General features: G+C 69.9%; 12 protein-coding genes. 7 read left to right on the plus strand and 5 right to left on the minus strand.

All coding sequences use genetic code 11. The annotated features are described in order from the left end of the window. Positions 1–10 precede the first annotated feature (10 nt). Together ACAM42_RS17665 and ACAM42_RS17670 are read right to left on the minus strand one after the other, a co-directional pair. The gene (locus tag ACAM42_RS17665; protein WP_369628889.1) at positions 11–3,067 is read right to left on the minus strand and encodes an FAD-binding and (Fe-S)-binding domain-containing protein; all 3,057 of its coding nucleotides are present in this window, start codon (positions 3,065–3,067) and stop codon (positions 11–13) included. Positions 3,068–3,076: 9 nt separating this feature from the next. Next, complete coding sequence (locus ACAM42_RS17670) at positions 3,077–3,784, minus strand: GntR family transcriptional regulator (protein ID WP_095948543.1); 708 nt, start codon at positions 3,782–3,784, stop codon at positions 3,077–3,079. 121 nt (positions 3,785–3,905) lie between these two features. Here ACAM42_RS17670 and ACAM42_RS17675 point away from each other — a divergent pair, with 121 nt between their 5' ends. The 3 genes from ACAM42_RS17675 to ACAM42_RS17685 all read left to right on the plus strand — a co-directional run bounded on the left by ACAM42_RS17675 (position 3,906) and on the right by ACAM42_RS17685 (position 7,329). Beyond that, complete coding sequence (locus ACAM42_RS17675) at positions 3,906–5,150, plus strand: alanine--glyoxylate aminotransferase family protein (RefSeq protein WP_369628890.1); 1,245 nt, start codon at positions 3,906–3,908, stop codon at positions 5,148–5,150. Between the two features lie 130 nt (positions 5,151–5,280). After that, the gene (locus ACAM42_RS17680; RefSeq protein ID WP_070060655.1) at positions 5,281–6,258 is read left to right on the plus strand and encodes a tripartite tricarboxylate transporter substrate binding protein; all 978 of its coding nucleotides are present in this window, start codon (positions 5,281–5,283) and stop codon (positions 6,256–6,258) included. 306 nt (positions 6,259–6,564) lie between these two features. Continuing rightward, positions 6,565–7,329, plus strand: a complete 765-nt coding sequence (locus tag ACAM42_RS17685; protein ID WP_369628891.1) for a fumarylacetoacetate hydrolase family protein — start codon at positions 6,565–6,567, stop codon at positions 7,327–7,329. Here the strand turns inward: ACAM42_RS17685 and ACAM42_RS17690 are convergent. Continuing rightward, positions 7,278–8,240 carry a LysR substrate-binding domain-containing protein gene (locus ACAM42_RS17690; protein ID WP_095948546.1) on the minus strand — a complete coding sequence of 321 codons (963 nt, stop codon included), beginning with the start codon at positions 8,238–8,240 and terminating at the stop codon, positions 7,278–7,280. The genes ACAM42_RS17685 and ACAM42_RS17690 overlap by 52 nt on opposite strands. 90 nt (positions 8,241–8,330) lie before the next feature. Between ACAM42_RS17690 and ACAM42_RS17695 the strand changes: the two genes are divergently transcribed. Further along, entirely contained in the window at positions 8,331–9,533 is a 1,203-nt protein-coding gene (locus ACAM42_RS17695; RefSeq protein WP_369628892.1) for an MFS transporter, read from the plus strand. On the opposite strand, the gene ACAM42_RS17700 is transcribed toward ACAM42_RS17695, so the two are convergent. Continuing rightward, positions 9,491–10,336, minus strand: a complete 846-nt coding sequence (locus ACAM42_RS17700; RefSeq protein ID WP_369628893.1) for a dienelactone hydrolase family protein — start codon at positions 10,334–10,336, stop codon at positions 9,491–9,493. The genes ACAM42_RS17695 and ACAM42_RS17700 overlap by 43 nt on opposite strands. Positions 10,337–10,492: 156 nt before the next feature. Here ACAM42_RS17700 and ACAM42_RS17705 point away from each other — a divergent pair, with 156 nt between their 5' ends. Then, positions 10,493–11,473, plus strand: coding sequence for a GlxA family transcriptional regulator (locus tag ACAM42_RS17705; RefSeq protein ID WP_369628894.1), 981 nt, complete (start codon positions 10,493–10,495; stop codon positions 11,471–11,473). 27 nt (positions 11,474–11,500) lie between these two features. Further along, positions 11,501–12,028, plus strand: a complete 528-nt coding sequence (locus ACAM42_RS17710; RefSeq protein WP_369628895.1) for an N-acetyltransferase family protein — start codon at positions 11,501–11,503, stop codon at positions 12,026–12,028. Here ACAM42_RS17710 and ACAM42_RS17715 read toward each other — a convergent pair whose 3' ends face one another. After that, positions 12,029–12,670, minus strand: a complete 642-nt coding sequence (locus ACAM42_RS17715) for an ATP-binding cassette domain-containing protein (protein WP_369628896.1) — start codon at positions 12,668–12,670, stop codon at positions 12,029–12,031. An 83-nt stretch (positions 12,671–12,753) separates the two neighbouring features. On the opposite strand from ACAM42_RS17715, the gene ACAM42_RS17720 reads away from it, so the two are divergent. Then, positions 12,754–17,220, plus strand: coding sequence for a Mur ligase family protein (locus tag ACAM42_RS17720; RefSeq protein WP_369628897.1), 4,467 nt, complete (start codon positions 12,754–12,756; stop codon positions 17,218–17,220). Position 17,221 lies beyond the last annotated feature (1 nt).

Below are 17,221 nucleotides of genomic sequence, written 5' to 3' on the forward strand. Positions count from 1 at the left end.
CGCAGCCGCCTCAGAGCATCATGTGCCGCGCCAGCAGCACCGCCACATGCACCGCCTCGCGCTGCGCCCCGTCGCCGATCTGGTGCCTGCAACTCGTGCCGTCGGCCACCACGATCGCATTGGGCTTGGCGCGGATGGCCGGCAGCAGGCTCGCCTCGGCCATCTGCATCGACACCTCGAAGTGGCTGGCCTCGTAACCAAAGCTGCCGGCCATGCCGCAGCATGAGCTTTCGATCAGTTCGGGCTCGGCGCCCGGAATCAGCTTCAGCACCTCCATGATCGGGCTCACCGCGCCGAAGGCCTTCTGGTGGCAGTGGCCGTGCAGCAGGATCGGCGCCGTGGCCGGCTTCAGCGCGAGTTCGAAGCGGCCGGCCTTGCGTTCGCGGGCGATGAACTCCTCGAACAGCAATGCCTGCTTCGCGACGGCCTGCGCCTTGTCGCCGAAGCCCATCACCAGCGTTTCGTCGCGCAGCGTGAGCAGGCACGAGGGCTCGAGCCCGACGATGGGAACGCCGGCCTGCGCCAGCGGCAGCAGCGCGTCGATCAGCGCCCCGGCGCGCACCTTGGCCTCGTCCACCATGCCGCTGGCCAGGAAGGTCCGGCCGCAGCAGTGGTGCCCGCCGCCCTTCTCCACCGTGTGCAGCGCATAGCCCGCAGCGTGCAGCACGCGCGCGGCCGCGAAGACGTTCTCGCTTTCGAAGGTGCCGTTGAAGGTATCGACGAACAGCACGGCGACCTTCTCGCCGCGCACTGCCGCAGCCAACACCGAGGCCTGGTCGGAAAACAGGCCGGCCGCCACCGCGTCCTTCGCCCGCCAGAAGGTGTCGGTGCGCCATTCGGGCAATGAGCGCTTCGCCGAAAAGCCCAGCATCTTCTCGCCCAGCCATGCCGCGCCCGGCACGCGGTTGCGCAGGTTCAGCAGCCAGGGCATGCGGCTGGCGCGGTGTGCGTAGTCGGGCATGTAGGCGACCAGCTTGTCTTTCAGCGTGTGGCCGTGGCGCTTCTTGTAGTGGACGAGAAACTCGACCTTCATCTTCGCCATGTCCACGCCGGTCGGGCAGTCGCGCTTGCAGCCCTTGCAACCCACGCACAGGTCCATGGTCTCGTGCATGGCCTCGCTGGTGAAGGCGTCGGCGCCGAGCTGGCCCGACAGTGCCAGGCGCAGCGTGTTGGCACGGCCGCGTGTCAGGTGCTGCTCGTCGCGCGTCACGCGGTAGCTGGGGCACATGGTGCCGGCGTCGAACTTGCGGCAGTGGCCGTTGTTGTTGCACATCTCCACGGCCTTGGCGAGGCCGCCGGTGCTGTCGCCGCCGGTGCCGGGCGCGGTGGTCACCTCGGTCACGGGGTCGGCATTGACGTTCCAGCCCGACCAGTCGAGCACGGGCTTCAATTCGATGCGGCGGTACGGCTTCGGCGCGGTGGGCGGCGCAAAGCGGAACAGCGCGCCGTCGTCCATGCGCGGCGGGTCGATGATCTTGCCGGGGTTGAACAGGCCGATCGGATCGAGCTGCTGCTTGATCGCGCGGAAGGCCTCGTTGATTGCCGGCCCGAACTGCCATTCGATCCATTCGCCGCGGCACAGGCCGTCGCCGTGCTCGCCGCTGAAGGCGCCCTTGTACTTGCGCACCAGCGCGCTGGCCTCTTCGGCGATGGCGCGCATCTTGGCCGCACCGTCGGCGCGCATGTCGAGAATGGGCCGCACATGCAACGTGCCGACCGAGGCATGCGCGTACCAAGTGCCACGGCTGCCGTACTTCGCGAACACCTCCGTCAGCGCGTCGGTGTATTCGGCCAGGTGTTCGAGCGGCACCGCGCAGTCCTCGATGAAGCTCACGGGTTTGCCGTCGCCCTTGAGGCTCATCATGATGTTGAGGCCGGCCTTGCGCACCTCCCACAGGTTCTTCTGGCGGCCGTCGTCGGGCATCTCGACCACGCTGCCGGGCAGGCCGAGGTCGCCCATCAGTTCGACCAGCCGCTTCAGCTGCGGCAGCAACGCGGCCTTGTCGGCGCCCGAGAACTCGACCAGCAGGATGGCGGCGGGCTTGCCGATCAGCGCCGTTTCCACGGTCGGCTTGAACGCGGGGTTGGCCAGGCTCAGCTCGATCATCGTGCGGTCGACCAGCTCCACCGCCGTCGGCCCCAGCTTCACGATGTGCTGCGCCGCGTCCATGGCCCCATGGAAGGTCGGGAAGTTCACGATGCCCAGCACCTTGGCGCGCGGCAGCGGTGCGAGCTTGAGCTTCAGGCTGCGCGTGTAGGCCAGCGTGCCTTCGGCGCCGATGAGCAGGTGCGCCAGGTTCACGCTGCCGTCGGCCGTGTAGGGCCGCTCGCTCTGGTTGTCGAAGATGTCCAGGTTGTAGCCCGCCACGCGGCGCATCACCTTGGGCCAGTGTTGCGCCATGGCCTCGCCATGCTGGCGCGCCAGCCCGTGCACGAACTGCGCAATGCCCGCCGCGCGCGCACCTAGCGCGCCCACGGGACCGAACTCGACCAGCTCGCCACTCGACAGCCACGCGCTCGCGCCCAGCACGTTGTGCACCATGTTCCCGTAGGCGATGGAGCGCGAGCCGCAGGAGTTGTTGCCCGCCATGCCGCCCAGCGTGGCCTGCGCGCTGGTCGACACGTCGACCGGGTACCAGAGCCCATGCGGCTTGAGCTGCGCGTTCAGGTGGTCGAGCACCAGGCCCGGCTCGACCGTCGCAGTGCCCTCTTCCACGTTCACCTCGAGCACCTTGCGAAAGTGCTTGCTGTTGTCGATGACCAGCGCCGCGCCCGTGGTCTGGCCGCACTGGCTGGTGCCGCCGCCGCGCGCCAGCACCGGCACCTTCAGGTCGCGCGCGATGTCGATGGCAGTGGCAATGTCGCGTTCGTTCATCGGCACGAAGGCGCCGACCGGCGTGATCTGGTAGATCGACGCGTCGGTGGCGTAGCGCCCGCGCGAACCGTCGTCGAACAGCACCTCGCCCTGCGTGTCGGTGCGCAGCCGGCGCGCCAGCAGTTCGCAGGTGTCGTTGGGCGGAAGAACGGTTCCGGCTGGCTGCATGTGGCTGGCGGGATCGATGCGCATGGTGGGATGTCAGCTCGCTTTGTTGGTTGTGCTCTTGGCTTGCGGGTAGATCTGCCCGGCACGCAGCAGCTCCAGCACGGTGTCGCGCTTGCGCAGCACGTGCGCCGTGAGCACCTTGCGCATGGCCTGCGCGTCGCGCGCGGCCAGCGCCTGCACCATCTGCTCGTGCTCCTCGACCGCGTGCTTCCACTTGGTCTCGTCCTGGTTGGTGCGAAAGCGCAGCGACTGCACGCGGGCGTTGATCGAGCGGTAGGTGTTCGACAGCACCGGGTTCGCCGCCGCGTCGTTGATGGCCGTGTGGATGCGCGCGTTCAGGCGGTAGTAGCCCGACAGGTCGCGCCGCGCGAAGCAGGCCATCATTTCGTAGTGCAGTGCACGTACCTCTGCCAGTTCCTCGTCGGTGATGCGCTTGGCCGCCAGCTCGCCCGACATGCCCTCGAGCATCGCCAGCACCTCGAAGGTGTTGAGCACGTCGGCCTCGGTGAGCTTCACCGCCACCGCGCCGCGGTTGGGCAGCAGGTCGACCAGCCCCTCGGCCGCCAGCAGCTTGATGGCCTCGCGCAGCGGCGTGCGCGACACGTTCAGCTGCAGGCACAGCTCGCGTTCGTTGAGCTTGGCACCGGGCGCGATGCGCCCCTCCACCAGCATGGTGCGCAGGCGCGACGCCACCTGGTCATGCAAGGCCAGCCTGGAGATTTCGATGATTTCAGCGGTCATATGTGGTCCCCTTGTCTGCATTTTGAATGCAAAAAATAGGCACTACAACCTTGTATGCTAGGTGTAAACCAGCATACATAAATGCATTTTGAATGCAAAACTGAGCGCACAAGGAGAGCCCATGCTGCAACTCGACATCCACCCCACCGGCCGTCACTTCCTCCAGATTCCCGGCCCCAGCCCGGTCCCCGACCGCATCCTGCGGGCCATGAGCCTGCCCACCATCGACCACCGCGGGCCCGAGTTCGGCACGCTGGGCCTGAAGGTGCTCGGCGGCATCAAGGAAATCTTCAAGACGAAGCACCCGGTCGCGATCTACCCCGCGTCGGGCACCGGTGCATGGGAAGCCGCACTCGCCAACACGCTCAGCCCCGGCGACCACGTGCTCATGTACGAGACCGGCCACTTCGCGTCGCTGTGGCAGAAGATGGCCACGCGCCTGGGCCTGTCGACCGAGTTCCTGGCCTACACCGGCACCGACGCCCAACTGCCGAATGCGCCCAGCTGGCGCCGCGGCGTGCAGGCCGAGCTCATCGAGGCGCGCCTGCGCAAGGACACCGAGAAGAAGATCAAGGCCGTGTGCGTGGTGCACAACGAAACCTCCACCGGCGTCACCTCCGACATCGCCTCGGTGCGCAAGGCCATCGACGCGGCGGGCCACCCCGCGCTGCTCATGGTCGACAGCATCTCGGGCTTGGCCAGCGCCGACTACCGCCATGACGAATGGGGTGTCGACGTGTGCGTGAGCGGCTCGCAGAAGGGCCTGATGCTGCCGCCCGGCATCAGCTTCAACGCGCTGTCGCCGCGCGCCCTCGAAACTGCCAAGCACGCCAAGCTGCCCAAGGCCTTCTGGGCCTGGGACGAGATCGTCGAGATGAACAAAGACGGCTACTGGCCCTACACGCCCAACACCAACCTGCTCTACGCCCTCTCGGAATCGCTGGACATGATCCTCGGCGAAGGCCTGGACAACGTGTTCGCGCGCCACCAGCGCTGGGCCGCCGGCGTGCGCGCCGCGGTCAACACCTGGGGCCTGCCGATCCAGTGCGCCGACCCGTCCGTGTATTCGCCCGTGCTCACCGGCGTGATCACGCCCGAGGGCGTCGATGCCGACGCCGTGCGCCGCCTCATCCACCAGCGCTTCGACCTGTCATTGGGCACCGGCCTGGGCAAGCTCAAGGGCCGCATGTTCCGCATGGGCCATCTGGGCGACAGCAACGACCTCACGCTCGTGGCCATGGTCGCGGGTGTCGAGATGGGCATGAAGCTCAGCGGCATCAAGCTGGCGGGCAGCGGCGTGCAGGCGGCGATGGACTACTTCGCGAGCCACCAGGCTGCATCGGTCGGCCTGCAAAAAGCAGCCTGAACCCGGCGCACGCCAACTCACACCGGCCGCAGCGCATCGCTCGAACGATGCGGCGGTCCACCACCCTGCCGGGCCCGCGCAAGCGGCTCCCGGCACGCATCGGATTCCCCAACCGACGGAGACAAAGAAGATGCAAAGACGTTCCCTGATCCAGGCCGCCGCCGGCGCGGCCGCCACGCTGGGCGTGCCCCGGCTGTTCGCACAGGAGTGGCCCACGGGCCCCGTGCGCATCGTGGTGGGCTTTCCACCGGGCGGCGGCACCGATGCGCTCGCGCGCGTGGTCGCGCAGAAACTCACGACGATGTGGGGCCAGCAGGTCATCGTCGAGAACAAGGCCGGCGTCGCCGGCGTGCTCGCGGCCGACTATGTGGCGCAGCAGCCCAGCGACGGCAGCACCCTGCTCATGGCCCACATCAACAGCCACGCGCTCGCCCCCAGCCTGCAGCCCAAGCTGCGCTACAACGTGGAGCGCGACTTCGTGCCGATCGTGCTCGTGGGCGTCACGCCCAACCTGCTCATCGCCAACCCGGGCCAGAAGGCCCTCAGCGTGAAAGACATCGTCGCCGCCTGCAAGGCCGCGCCCGGCACCGTGAGCTTCGGCTCGGCCGGCGCGGGCTCGGCGCAGCACCTGGCGCTGGAGATGTTCAAGCTGCAGGGCGGCGTCGATGCGCTGCATGTGCCGTACAAGGGCAGCGGCCCGCTGCTGGCCGACCTGATGGGCGGGCAAATTCAATACAGCTTCGAGACCATGACTGCCGCCACCCCGCACGTGAAGAACGGCCGCGTGCTCGCCGTGGCCCAGACGCGCACCAAGCGCGCCAAGGGCCATCCGAACGTGCCGACGATGCAGGAGCAAGGCTTCGCCGGCTTCGAGGCCACCACCTGGTACGGCCTGGCCGGCCCCGGCAAGCTGCCACCCGCCATCGCACAGAAGGTGAACCGCGACGTCAATACCGTGCTCGCGATGCCCGATGTGCAGGAACGGCTCGACACCTACGGCGCGGAAGACGGCGGCGGTTCGCAGGACAAGTTCAAGCAGTTCATCAGCACCGAGATCGCCAAGTGGGCGAAAGTCGTCAAGGACGGCAAGGTGCAGGTCGAGACTTGACGGTCGTTGTTCAAGGCGACGCTCCCGCCGACGGGGCACCTTGCTCCGCGAATGTCCCCCGGGCTGCGCCCCTCCTCCTTGATTTCGCTGCGCAAGGCACCCCATCGGCGTGAGCGTGTTCAGGGCGGTCGTTGATCGAGCCAGCACAACGACAGCGCCCAGCGTGCCCAGGACACCGGGTGCTTCCCGCAGCGAAATCAAGGAGGAGGCCGCAGGCCGGGGGACATTCGCGGAGGGAAGTACCCGGTGGCCTGGGCACGCGCCCTGAACAAACGACCCCCAAAAGAAACTGAGAAGATCCAAAAAATGACGCCCGACCAAAAAGCCCTCACCGAAGCCCTCATCGCCGCACGCCAAGCCAATCGCACGCTCGACGCCACGCCCTGGATCGATGCCCTGCCAGACGCACCGCAAGCGTATGAAGTGCAAGACGCCGTAGCAGCAGCCCTCGGCTGGTTCGACGGTGTTCCGAAGACCTGGAAGTCCGGCGGCGGCTCCCGCAGCACCACGCTCACACACGCCCCGCTGCCCCCATCCGGCGTGCGCCAGAGTCCCGCCAGCTTCAGCGACCTCACATTCCACACCCCCGGCATCGAGGCAGAGATTGCATTGAGACTCGGCCAGGACGTCACCCCCGCCCAAGCCGCCGCACTCGACCACGACAACTCGGCAGCCCTCATCGACGCCATGGCCGTCTCCGTCGAAATCGTCGATGCGCGCTGGCAAGACCTGGCCGCCACGCCCGCCCTGCTGCGCCTGGCCGATTCGCAGGTCCACGGCGCACTCGTGCTCGGCGACTGGCAACCGTACGCCGCCGTCGACTGGGCCTCGCAGCGCTGCGAAACGAAGATCGGCGACGCAGAAACGGTGGTGCGCGAAGGCACGCATCCGCTGGCCGACCCGGCCTGGCTGCTGCCGATCTGGCTGCGCCACCTCACGCGCCACGGCCAGACCGTGCCCGCCGGCACCGTCGTCACCACCGGCTCGTGGGTCGGCGTGCTGCCCTGCCGCCGCGGCGATCAGGTGACGGCCGAGTTTCCCGGCATCGGCGCCGTGCGCTTGAGCGTGTAACGCCCGCCGCCCACGCCCGAGCACGCCACCAGGAAGTCGAGCACCGCCCGCACCCGCGCGGGCAGCGTGCCGGCCTTGCCGATGTACACCGCGTGGATCGGCTCGATCTCGCCCGGGTTGAACTCTTCGAGGAGCGGCACCAGCCGGCCGGCATCGATGTCGTGCTGGATGTGATACAGCGACAAGCGCGCCACACCCGCCCCCGCGATCGCCAGCTGCCGCAGCGTCTCGCCGTCGCCCGCGCGCACCGGCCCCGCCACCGGCAGCATCACCATGCGCCCATCGACACGCAACGGCCAGTCGGGCGTGTTGCGCCGGTAGCTCCAGCCCAGCCGGTTGTGCGCCTCCAGCTCCTGCGGCGTGCGCGGCGTGCCGTACTTCGCCAGGTAGTCCGGCGCGGCCACGATGGCCTGGCTGGTTTCGCCCAGGCGCCGCGCCACCAGGTCGGACGACGGCAACTGGCCCCAGCGGATCGCGATGTCGGCGCGCTCGTCCATCAAGTCGACGATGCGGTCGGTCAGTGCAATGTCGAGCGTGATCTGCGGATGCATCTCGAGCAGGCGCGGCACCAACGGCACCAGCTTGTGATGACCGAAGGACACGCTCGCGTTGATGCTCACCCGCCCGCGCGGCGCCGCACCGGCCGCGGCGCAACGCTCGGCCTCGTCCATGTCGGCCAGCACGCGCGTGCTGCGCTCGTAGAAATGCAGCCCCTCGGGCGTGAGCTGCAGCTTGCGCGTGGAACGGTGCACCAGCTGGATGCCCAGGCGCAGCTCGAGCCGCGCCACCAGCTTGCTGACGGCCGAGGGCGTCATGTCCAGCAGCCGCGCCGCCGCCGAGAAACCGCCCGCCTCCACCACCTGCACGAAGGCCTCCATTTCACCGGAGCGGTTGACGTCGATGCGCGGCATGGCCTTCCTTTGCTGTGACTTGAATTCACAAGTGCATGTACTGGCGGCATTCTAGTCATCGAGGTCGATCGTCCGCACAGTACAGGCATCATGCCCATCGCTCTCCTTGCCCTCACCGCCGGTGCCTTCGGAATAGGCACCACCGAATTCGTCATCATGGGCCTGCTCCTGCAGGTGTCGACGGATCTGCACGTCTCCATCACGGCCGCCGGCCTGCTGATCTCGGGCTACGCGCTCGGCGTCGCGGTCGGCGCGCCCGTGCTCACCATCGCCACCCGCAAGCTACCGCGCAAGACCGTGCTGCTCGCGCTGATGGCGATCTTCACGCTCGGCAACCTCGCCTGTGCGCTCGCGCCCAACTACGAAATGCTGATGACCGCGCGCGTCATCACCTCGCTGGCGCACGGCACCTTCTTCGGCGTCGGCTCGGTGGTCGCCACCGGCCTCGTGGCGCCCGAGCGCCGCGCCTCGGCCATCGCGATCATGTTCACCGGCCTCACCGCCGCCACGCTGCTGGGCGTGCCGGCCGGCGCATGGCTGGGCCTGCAACTGGGCTGGCGCTCGACCTTCTGGGCGGTGACGCTGATCGGCGTGCTGGCCTTCGTGGTGCTCGCGGCCTTCGTGCCCCGCATGAAGGGCGAAGCCAAGCCGGCACCGCTGCGCGAAGAGCTCGCCGTGCTCGCCCGCCCGCAGGTGCTGCTGGGCCTGGCGATGACGGTGCTCGGCTTTGCCGGCGTGTTCGTGGTCTACACCTACATCCAGCCGCTGCTGACGCAGATCACCGGGCTCTCGGAATCGGCCGTGTCGCCGGTCCTGCTGGTGTTCGGCGGCGGCCTGGCCGTCGGCAACATCCTGGGCGGCAAGCTGGCCGACCGCGCACCGATGGCCGCCGTGCTCGGCACGCTGGTGGCGCTGGCCGTGGTGCTCGGCGCGATGCAGTTCACCATCGGCACGCCTTTCACCGCCGTGGTCTTCGTCGGCCTGCTCGGCGTGGCCTCGTTCGCCACCGTGGCGCCAATGCAGCTGCGCGTGCTCGAGAAGGCTTCGGGCGCGGGCCAGAACCTCGCCTCGAGCCTGAACATCGCGGCCTTCAACCTCGGCAACGCGCTGGGCGCCTGGGTCGGCGGCGTGACGATTGACCACGGCCCGGGGCTGCGTGCCTTGGGCTGGGTGGCCGCGCTGCTCACGCTCGTGGGCCTGGCGATCGCGCTGTGGAGCCGCGCGCTCGACCGTCGCGCACAGAAGACCGGTCAGCTGCCGGCCGACGGCGCCGCTTCTTCCGCACGGGCCTGATCCGCAACCCCCAGACGGCGCGCGAAGAACGAAAGGATCTCGTCGCGCGCCGCAAGGGTCGGCTGGCCGGCCTCGTCGATCAGGTGCGCCGTCACCACGCTGTGCGGGCTCGCCACCACCTGCGAGAAGAACGACGGCAGGTCGCGCGTGTTGGCCGCGCTATCGGGCAGCACGCGGGCCACGAAGCGATCGCCCAATGCGTCCGCATACGCCGCGAAACGCTGGGCCCGGCAGAAGCGGTCGCCCTCGAAGCGGTAGGCCATCACCGTCAGGTCGTCGCGCTCCAGGCGCTGGCGGATCTGGGCGATCTCTTCCGGCGAGATCTCGATGCCGCCGGGGTTGTCCAGCGGCAGCGACGGCTGCGACAGCACGGGCGCCAGCACCGCTGGCTCCAGCATCATGGTGAGCGCGAAGTTGCCGGTGAAGCACATGCCGATGGCGCCCACGCCCGGCCCGCCGCACTCCGCATGCGCCAGCCGCGCGAGCGCGCGCAGCCACTGCGTCACCGGGCTCGAGGCGTTGCCCGCGAAGGCGCGGAACTCGGCGCTCACGCAGGCGCGCTGGAACACGGCCTTGCCCTCCTCCGCATCCGGCACCGCGCCGTCGCGGCCGAACATCGACGGCATGTAGACCGTGAAGCCGGCCTCGCGCACCCAGCGGGCGAAACGCGCCACGTGCGGGCTGATGCCGGGCATCTCGGTCATCACGATCACGGCCGGGCCGGTGCCGGCCACGTAGACCGCCTTGGTGGCACCGTCGAGCGTGATCTCGCGGCGGGCGAAGTCGTCGAGCGGGTCGGTCATGGCAAGACCTCCCAGGCGTGCTGGTGGGCACACTGAGGAGCAAGGGCAAGGATGTGGGACACGAAGGCACTTTCGGTGTTGCGACGATGCCCATTGCACCCGAGCACGCACTAGACTGCCAGTGTCCATTCAGACGCCTATCGGGCGTTTTCTGCCATGCACGATTTCACCGTCCTCGTCCTTCCCGGCAGCTTCGCCACCAGCACCGCCGTCACGCTCGACGTGCTGGCGGCCGCCGCCACGCTCGCGCCGCGCCACCAGATGCCCCGCCCCACCTGGCGCGTGGTGTCGCCCGATGGCGGCAGCGTGCCGCTGAGCAACGGCCTGCGGATCGACACCCTCGCCATGCCCCGCCGCGCGCGCACCGACGGCTCGACCTGGATCGTGCCCGGCCTCGGTGTCGACAAGCCGGCCGACCTCGCACTGCGCCTGACCGACGACCACGCCCGCGCCGCCATCGACGCGGTACGGCGCCATGCCGCACGCGGCGGCGCGGTCGCGGCCTCGTGCTCGGCCGTGTTCCTGCTGCAGGCGGCTGGCCTGCTGCACACGCGCCGCGTCACCACCTCGTGGTGGCTGGCGCCCGAGCTGCGCCGGCTCGAACCGGCCTGCCATGTCGATGCCGACCGCATGGTCTGTGCCGACGGGCCGGTGAGCACCGCGGGCGCGGCCTTTGCGCAGTCGGACCTCATGCTGCACCTGCTGCGCACGCGCTTCGGCCCCGCGCTGGCCGAGGCCGTGAGCAAGGTGCTGCTGATCGACGGCCGCCAGGCGCAGGCCCCGTTCGTCGTGCCCTCGATGCTGTCCAACGGCAACGAGTTGGTCGCGCGCCTCACACGGCGCATCGAGGCCGCGCTGCCCACGCCGCCCAGCGTGGCCGCGCTGGCCGAAGAGTTCGCGATGTCGCAGCGCACGCTGGCCCGCCGCGTGCGCGCCGCCACCGGCCTGGGGGCACTGGCGCTGGTTCAGAGCGTGCGGCTGAACCGCGCGCGCCTGCTCATCGAGAGCAGCCGCATGACCATCGAGCAGGTCGCGGCGCAGGTCGGCTACGAAGACGCCACGGCGCTGCGGCGGCTGATGCGCAAGTCGGCCGGTGCACCGCCGAGCCGGTTCCGGTCGGCGCTGCAGGCAGCGTGAGGCGCTTGCCGCAGAATGCGCCGCACCATGAACCGTCCGTCTGTCACCCTCCGCCCCGCCACCGCAGCCGACGCGCACACCCTTGCCGCGCTCGCGATCCAGGTCTGGCTCGACACCTACGCCACCGACGGCGTGAACGACGTGCTCGGGCGCTACGTGCTCTCGACCTTCACGCCGGCCGCGTTCGCCGCGTGGTCGGAATCGCCTCAGGTTGCGCTGCGCGTGGCGCAGGTCGGCGACCAGCTCGTGGGCTATGCGCTGCTGCAGTTCGGTGCCGCGCAGCCGCTGGTGCCGGGCTGCGACACGGAACTTCGCACGCTCTACGTGCAGTCACCTTTTCAGCACAGCGGCGTCGGGTCAATGCTGCTGCGCGAAGCCCGCAGCGCCGCGCACGCACGCACGGGCAGCGACGGCCTGTGGCTCGCGGTGTACGCGAAGAACCCGCGCGCCGTCGCGTTCTACGAAAAGCAAGGCTTGGTCGCGATGGGGCTCACGCAGTTCATGCTCGGCGGCAAGCCTCACGACAACCACGTGATGGCGACACCGGGCCGCTGATCAACCCAGCGGCAGCTCGATGCAGGCGGCCAGCGGCACCTCCGTGACGCGCTCGCTGCTCGCCACGACCACCGCCCGCCCCGGCTGCGCAACGCGCCGTTCGATCGCCTGCCACAGGCCGTGGATCGAACGCGCATCGAGCGCACCCACCGGGTCGTCCAGCAGCACCACGGGCCGCCCCGACGCGAGCGCGGCAGCCAGCCCGACCTTGCGGCGCGAGCCGGTCGACAGCATGAACATCTGCTTTTCCAGATGCGGCGTGAGCGAGAAGGCCTCGACGAGCCGCTGCCACTCGGCCTTGTCGAACCCCGCATCGCCCTCGCCCAGCAAGGCCGTGCAAGCCTGCACGCTGAGCGCGTCGAAGGCTTCCGACGCCGGTTCGCAGAAGAAGACCTGACGCCGGTAGGCCGCGGGCTCGGCGTCGAGCGCCACGCCGGCCGCGCGCAGTTGCCCGGCCGATGCGGGCTGCTGGCCCGCCAGCACGCGCAGCAAGGTCGACTTGCCGCTGCCGGTGTCGCCGTACAGCAGCGTGACGCCCTCGCCGATGGCGGCGGACCAGCCATCGGCCAACGCCGGCTGGTCGGGGTACGCGAAGCGCAGGTTCTGGATCTCGATGAGAGAGGGAGCTATGGAAAGCCTCATGCGGAATATGTATCTGTAACGCTAGACTGAACGCCATTTGTAACCGCACCCGCCGCGAGTCGGGCAGGACAGGACACAACGCCGTGAGTCTCTCCGATCTTCTGGGCAGCGCCTGGCAGGGCCTGCACGCCGCATCGAACCCCGACGAAACGGCCGCCGCCGAAGGCCTCGAGGACTGCCTTGTCTTCTTCGCCTGGAGCGACGGCACGACGCAGGCGCGGGTGCTGTCCGGACGCGGCAAGGACCTCGAAGCCGCCTGGGCACAAGGCACGCGGGCGCTCGAGGCACAGGCCACCGGCGTGCCACGTGATCTGCGCGTCGACTGGGTTCGCCGCCTGCGTCCGCTGCGCTGGGCCACGTTCAAGGACGGCCTCGGTGTCCCCGCCGCCGAAGGCCTGGCCTTCGACGCGCGATGCGAGTCCGCCCTGCTCGCCCCGCAGGTCGACAGCCAGCGCCACCGCCTCCTCAACGCCCCCACCGACGACGACACCACTGTGTGGGCCTTCCAGACCCGCGCGGTGCATGTGGACGCCAGCGGCGTGCACGTCCTCGCCGCCGATGGCCATCGCGAACTGCAGCCCATCGACGCGCCCTTGCTGCGCCGCCTCGTCGCGGCCGGCGCCGACCACCTCGCCGCCCGCGTGCAAGCAGACGGCACGCTCGCACCAAGCACGCCCGATGCCGACGCCCCCCGCGCCGCCGACCACGCCCACGCCGTGCACGCGCTGCTGGAGGCCTGGGACCCGGCGCAGGCCGAAACCCGCCAAGCCGCGATCCACCGCGCGCTCGCGCGGCTGACGCGCACGCTGATCCGGCCGGCCGCGCTGCCCAACGGCACGCACGTCGCCTGCCTCGTGGAGCCCGGCAGCAGCGACACCTCGCTGGGCGCCAACGCCGCCTGCATCGGCGCGCTGGTGCGCTACACCGAGCTCAGCCGCGACCGGCGCTACCTGCCCCTGCTCGACCAGCTCGCGCGCACCGTGCTGCACATGCAGGACCCGATCTCCGGCCGCTTCGCCCACACGCTGCACCACCCGTCGATGGCCGAGAAGGCCGAAACGCCCGGCGATGCGCGCGAGGACGACCAAGCCATCGTCGCATTGCTGCGCCTGTATGCGCTGACCGGCAACCGCCGCTGGTTCGGCGCCGTCGAAAAAGCCTTCGAGCACTTCGTCGCCGCCAGCTACGCCAACGCACAAGACCATGCGCTGTGCCGCGCCACCAGCGCATTCGTGCGCTACCGGCCCGAGCCGCGCCACTTCCAGTTCGGCCTGCAGAACCTCCACGCGTCGCTCGACTTCGCGCTCGCACAGACCACCGCCGTGGCGGCCCTGCCAGCGCAACTCGCGGCGGGCGCCGAGCTGGTCGCGCGGCTCGACGCCAACCCCGCCCAGCAGCCGCTGCTCGACGGGCTCGATCGCACCGCCCTGCACCGCGCGCTGCTGCACAGCATGCAGCGCCTCGCGGACAGCCACGCCGGGCCCGAGCGCGCGATGTTCTTTGCGCAGCCGGCGGCCGTCGAAGGCAGCTTCTTCGGCGACACGGCGCAGGCGCTTGCCGACGCCATGGCCTGCCTGAAGCTGATGCAGTCGCCGGCCGGCGCGCCGTTGCGCGACGAGGCCCTGGCCGAAGCCGTGCGCACCGCCGCACGGCAGCCGCTGGCCGACGCGGTGCTCGATGCCGTGCCGCGCGACGTCCGCTTCACCCACCCGCTCACGCTGGGCCCGCTGCGCCTGCTCGGCGCGCGCGTGCGCCCGCGCGAGATGACCAGCCCCGGCCCGCTCACCGTCGAGACCTGGTGGCAGGCCGACGCGCCCGTCGACACCGACTGGCGCCTGGACATCGGCACGCGCCCCGCCACCTGCGTTACCGCGCCGGCCTGGGGCCTGTCGAGCGGCCACACGCCCTGCCAGGGCCGCCACCCCGTCAGCCGGTGGACGCCGGGCAAGGTCTACCGCGACGTCCACGTGCTGCGACCGCCGCTGGCCACGCGGCTGTACGACGTCGACATGCAGATGGAAGCCGGCCTGATCGGCCCCGACGGTCGTCGTGTGGAGCGCCTGCGCATGCCGCGCTTCTTCGACTTCGTCGTGCAGGAAGGCAAGGCCTCGCCGGCGCCGATGTGGCGCTATCCACCGGTGCCGCGCTACCGCGTCGTCGCGCCCGAGTCGCTGCCGCCGGACCAACCGGGCGAGCCGCGTCAGACCTGGAACGCCGCGCAGATCGAAGCCGTGACGGGCGGCAGATGGCACGTCGCCCCGCCGCCGGGCTGGTTCATTCGCTCGCTCACGCGCGGCGAAGGCCACACGCCCATGGTGCCGCCGCCCACGATGTTCGTCGCCTCCGACTACTGGACCCTCGCGATCCACGAACGCTTCGGCGACAACGAGGGCGAGCGCAACTGGGACTGGTCGGAGTCGGTCGCGCGCATGCAGCCCACGCTGGCCGGCGCGGTGCTGCGCAAGCCCGTGCCGGGCCTGGCGCCCGACTTCCCGGTGCTGCTGGTCGACGACCCGATCCAGGCGTTCGTCGAGCTGGGCATTGCCGCGCGCGAACGGCTGCAGGGGAAGGTCATCGGCATCACGGGCAGTGCAGGCAAGACCTCGGTGTGCCATATGCTCGACCACGCCTTTGCGCCCACGCACACCCGCGTCGCGACCATCGACAACTACAACTCGCGCGTGGGCATGCTGTCGATGCTGGCCAACACGCCCGCGCAAACCGACCTGGTGATCCTGGAGGTGGCCGTCAGCGCGATCAACGCGGTGGACTACCAGAACATCAAGCGCGTGCGGCCCGACCTGGCCGTGGTCACGAACATCACGGCCTCGCACCTGGGCGAAGGCGAAACCGTGATGGACGTCGCGCGGCGCAAGGCCAACATCTTCGAAGGCATGCGGCCCGGCGCCTGGGCCGTGATCTGCACCGACACCGACCACTTCGATTTCCTGGTGCAGCGCGCGCAGCAGCGCGAGCTGCGCGTGCTGACCTACGGCAGTGCCGCATCGGCCGACTTCCGGCTCGACGCGCACGACCCGGCCACTGGCCACATCCACGCCAGTCGCGACGGCCAGGGCTTTGCGTACACGCTCGGCGCCAAGGGCAGGCACATGGCCGTCAACAGCCTCGTGTGCTTCGCCGTGGCCCATGCGCTGTCGCTCGACAGCGGCCGCGTCCCCGAACAACTGGCGTCGTTCGCGGCCGTGAAGGGGCGCGGCCAGGAGCTGTCGTTCACGCTCGACCACCGGCACTTCCGCGTCATCGACGAGTCGTACAACGCCAACCCGCTGTCGATGACCGCCGCGCTCGCCTCGCTGGCCGACCGGCCCGACGAACAGGGCCGCAAGCTGCTCGTGCTTGGTGACATGAAGGAGCTGGGCGACGACACGCAGCGCCACCACGACGAGCTGGTCGAGCCCATCGTCCAGTGCCGACCCGCGCGCGTGTTCCTGCTGGGCGAATGCATGACGCGTCTGCACGACCGCCTCGCGGCCGCCCTGCCGCAGGGCGCGGCCGTGCAGGCCTTCGACACGCTGGAGGCGCTCGAACGCGCGCTGCTCGACGCGGTCGCCACCGACGACACGGTGCTCTTCAAGAGCTCCAACGGCACGGGGCTGTGGAAGATCGTGCGCACCATGACCGAGCTGGAGGAAGAAGAAAAAGAAGAAGCACAGCGGCAAGCGCGTCGCGAACGCGAGCGTGCCGCGGCAGCGCCCAAGCCGCCGGTGCTTCCCCCGATGCCCCAACCGCCCGCCGTCGTGATCCGGCGCGCCGGCATGTCGGAAGACAGCGAGGCGTACCAGCCAAGCTGGGTGCTCTACGACCTGACGCACGACCGGCTGCTGACCCATCAGCCTGCCGAGCGCAGCTTTGCGCCCGCTTCGTTGTCCAAGCTGGTGACCGCCGTGTTGGTCGAGCAGAAGCTGCGCGACGACCGGCTCGACCGCCACGCCGAAGCCGTGCCCGTACCGGCCGAGCCTGCACCAGCCCCCACCGACCCTTCCGCCGCGCTCTATGCCGCCGACGCGCCGCCGCTGCCCGTGCACCGTCTGCTCGAGGCCGCGCTGGTCGTGTCGTCGAACAAGGCGGCGATCACGCTCGCGTCGTGGCACAGCGGCGACTTCCAGACCTTCGTCGCCGCGATGAACCGGCAGGCGCAGGCCTGGGGCATGCACGACACGCACTTCGCCTGCCCCGCCGGCCTGGTGCCCACAGCGCGCACCACCGCGGTCGACATGCTCACCATGGCGCGCCATGTGCTGCACGACTTTCCGGCAGTGCTCGAGATGGCCGGCAAGGACCGCCTCGACGGCGTCGACACCGACGCCCCGAGCACCAACCTGCTGCTGGGCCGCATGCCCGGCGTGGACGGCCTGAAGACAAGCTCGCTGCCCGGCGTCGGCGCGCACCTGATCGCCACCGCGCAGCGCGACCAGCGCCGACTGGTGTCGGTCGTGCTCGGCGCGCCCGATCGCGAGACCTGCGCGCGGCTGTCGGCGCTGCTGTTGCAGCGCGGGTTCGAGACGCCGGCGGCGCCTGGGCTGCAATAGG

It is taken from the genome of Variovorax sp. V35 (genome assembly GCF_041154465.1).
Lineage (GTDB): Bacteria > Pseudomonadota > Gammaproteobacteria > Burkholderiales > Burkholderiaceae_C > Variovorax > Variovorax boronicumulans.

Excerpts from the sequence above, each read along its gene's own strand:
- ACAM42_RS17665 (WP_369628889.1), bottom strand. The coding sequence starts at position 3,067 with ATGCGCATCGATCCCGCCAGCCACATGCAGCCAGCCGGAACCGTTCTT.
- ACAM42_RS17670 (WP_095948543.1), bottom strand. The coding sequence starts at position 3,784 with ATGACCGCTGAAATCATCGAAATCTCCAGGCTGGCCTTGCATGACCAG.
- ACAM42_RS17675 (WP_369628890.1), top strand. The coding sequence starts at position 3,906 with ATGCTGCAACTCGACATCCACCCCACCGGCCGTCACTTCCTCCAGATT.
- ACAM42_RS17680 (WP_070060655.1), top strand. The coding sequence starts at position 5,281 with ATGCAAAGACGTTCCCTGATCCAGGCCGCCGCCGGCGCGGCCGCCACG.
- ACAM42_RS17685 (WP_369628891.1), top strand. The coding sequence starts at position 6,565 with ATGACGCCCGACCAAAAAGCCCTCACCGAAGCCCTCATCGCCGCACGC.
- ACAM42_RS17690 (WP_095948546.1), bottom strand. The coding sequence starts at position 8,240 with ATGCCGCGCATCGACGTCAACCGCTCCGGTGAAATGGAGGCCTTCGTG.
- ACAM42_RS17695 (WP_369628892.1), top strand. The coding sequence starts at position 8,331 with ATGCCCATCGCTCTCCTTGCCCTCACCGCCGGTGCCTTCGGAATAGGC.
- ACAM42_RS17700 (WP_369628893.1), bottom strand. The coding sequence starts at position 10,336 with ATGACCGACCCGCTCGACGACTTCGCCCGCCGCGAGATCACGCTCGAC.
- ACAM42_RS17705 (WP_369628894.1), top strand. The coding sequence starts at position 10,493 with ATGCACGATTTCACCGTCCTCGTCCTTCCCGGCAGCTTCGCCACCAGC.
- ACAM42_RS17710 (WP_369628895.1), top strand. The coding sequence starts at position 11,501 with ATGAACCGTCCGTCTGTCACCCTCCGCCCCGCCACCGCAGCCGACGCG.
- ACAM42_RS17715 (WP_369628896.1), bottom strand. The coding sequence starts at position 12,670 with ATGAGGCTTTCCATAGCTCCCTCTCTCATCGAGATCCAGAACCTGCGC.